This is a genomic window from Arthrobacter sp. JCM 19049, from assembly GCF_001310435.1.
Window position 1 is genome coordinate 1 of sequence record NZ_BAXF01000400.1, and the last position, 2,014, is coordinate 2,014.

The 2,014-nt window shown below is 68.2% G+C and carries 2 protein-coding genes and 1 pseudogene; 2 read left to right on the forward strand and 1 reads right to left on the reverse strand.

Going from position 1 to position 2,014, the window contains the following annotated elements:
* Window positions 1-201: 201 nt before the first annotated feature.
* A complete protein-coding gene (locus JCM19049_RS20790) occupies window positions 202-1,545 on the forward strand; it encodes a sigma-70 family RNA polymerase sigma factor (RefSeq protein WP_279403151.1) in 1,344 nt (447 codons plus the stop codon).
* Complete coding sequence (locus JCM19049_RS20795; protein ID WP_279403152.1) at window positions 1,508-1,735, forward strand: hypothetical protein; 228 nt, start codon at window positions 1,508-1,510, stop codon at window positions 1,733-1,735. The genes JCM19049_RS20790 and JCM19049_RS20795 overlap by 38 nt, the downstream gene beginning before the upstream one ends.
* Window positions 1,736-1,756: 21 nt before the next feature.
* On the opposite strand, the pseudogene JCM19049_RS20800 reads toward JCM19049_RS20795, so the two are convergent.
* Window positions 1,757-2,014, reverse strand: a pseudogene (locus JCM19049_RS20800) (hypothetical protein); the annotation flags it as partial.

Here is a 2,014-nt window from a genome sequence, read left to right on the forward strand (position 1 = left end):
TTGCGCTCCCCGCAGGACGGCGACCTTAGAACTCTCCTAAAGCGCTCCCCGCCGATTGGCGCAGGGGCTAGCTTGTTGGCGGGATGAAACGGAAGCCGCGGAGCATCCCGAAAAATCCATCGGCCATCGGGGACCGAGACCAGTAATCGGTACGGTTCGGCCGCAACAGCAGGCGCCAGCAGCAGGAAGGGAAGGAAGCCAGTGACACAGCACCGGAGCGCAGAGGTGGGCACCGCCACCGCCCCCAAGGGCGCGCTGCGCACCGCGACCGAGGAGCAGGCGGTGCACGAATACCTGCCGCTGGCCGACGGCATTGCCCGGCAGATGGGCCAGCACGGCCCGGACCTGGAGGACCTGATCCAGGTGGCCCGACTGGCCCTGGTCAAGGCGGCCCGCCGCTTCGACCCGCGCCTGAACTCCAATTTCGTGGCCTTCGCCCGTCCCACCATCACCGGGGAGCTCAAACGCTACCTGCGCGACCACTCCTGGGTGATCCAGCCGCCGCGCGAAGTCCAGGAGCTGCAGATAGAAATCCGGCGTGAACATCCGCTGTTGTGTCAGGTGCTGGGCCGTGAGCCGCGTCTGGATGAACTGGCGGCTCACCTGGGCCAGCCGATCCCCCGGGTCGCCGAGGCGGTGGTGTCCCAATCGGGCCGCCACCCGGATTCGCTGGATGTGGTGCACAACGGGCGCACCTTGGAAGAACAGCTGCCCGATGCCTGCAATGACGAGTTCGCGGCACTGGATGATTCACTGATGCTTTCCGGGGCCCTGCGTCAGCTGGACCCCGATGAGAAGCTGATGCTGCGCCTGCGCTATTTCGAGGACGAAAGCCAGCAGCGCATCGGTGAACGGATGCGGATGAGCCAGGTGCAGGTCTCCCGGGCGCTGGCCCGGATCCTGCAAAAGCTGCAGCGCCACATCCTTGCCCAATTTCCGCACACCGCCGGCGAGCGCGGCACCCGGCACGCCAGCACCGGCCCCGGGTCGCCTAAGGGCGGTGCCGCACCACCGTGGCACCACGTGAGCACCGCAGGGAATTGCATCCGGCCCTCCCGGACCGGGGCGCAGCCCGGATCCGGGCCGCCGAGCACCTGGCCGACCGGCTGGATAAGCCATGGGCTTGTTGGGGGTGTTCTTCCTCTTTGTGGTGCTCGGGCAGCTGGTGGTCACCGAACCGCGCTGGGCCCAGGCACTGGCCGTTACCGGCTGGATCTGCTGGGTCGTATTCGTCCTGGAGTTCCTGTTGCGCGCCTATATCGCCCGCTTCCAGGCAACGTTCTGGCGGCACAACTGGTGGCAGGTGTTGTTCCTGCTGGTGCCGTTCCTGCGTTTTGTCAGGGCCCTGCAGGCGGTGCGCACCCTGCGGGTGGCTCGGCTGGGCGGGATCGTATCCGCCGGGGTGCGCGGCTCCAGGTCGGCCGGAAGGCTGCTGAGCAGCCGGATCGCCTGGCTGGCCGCGTTCACCGCGATTGTCATCCTGGCCGCCAGCCAGCTGCTCTACGCAATGGGCTCCCATACCCAGTACTCCACGGCATTGTTTGAGACCGCCATGGCCACCATCACCGGTTCGGGCATCAGCGCCGATGACCCCTTCTCCCGGATCCTGCAGGTGGTGCTGGCCGTGTATTCGGTCGCGGTGTTCGCCACCCTGGCCGGGTCGCTGGGCGCGTTTTTCCTGCGCAGCGAGGAAGCGGCCGAGCGGAATATGGGCCAGGAACCGGAGCAGCGCTAGGTCCCGGGCCCCGGACGGCGCTTAGCTGCCCGGCAGTATCTGCACGCGACCGGCGTCCTGCAGGATCCCCAGTCCCCGCAGCGCCTGGATGACATCTTCGCTCTGCACCGCCAGCAGGGCCGGGTCGGGGTCGGTGGCGAAGGTTTCCCCGCGGCGCAGGCTCTCATCGGTGAGCACCACGTGCGGGCCCGGGGGCGGGCCCAGGAGGAGACCGGGGCCGGGCCAAAGAGCACCACGGAGGCACCTGGTAGCGGAGGCAGGTGGGCGGCCCGGTGTCGG

Excerpts from the sequence above, each read along its gene's own strand:
- JCM19049_RS20795 (WP_279403152.1), top strand. The coding sequence starts at position 1,508 with ATGGGCTCCCATACCCAGTACTCCACGGCATTGTTTGAGACCGCCATG.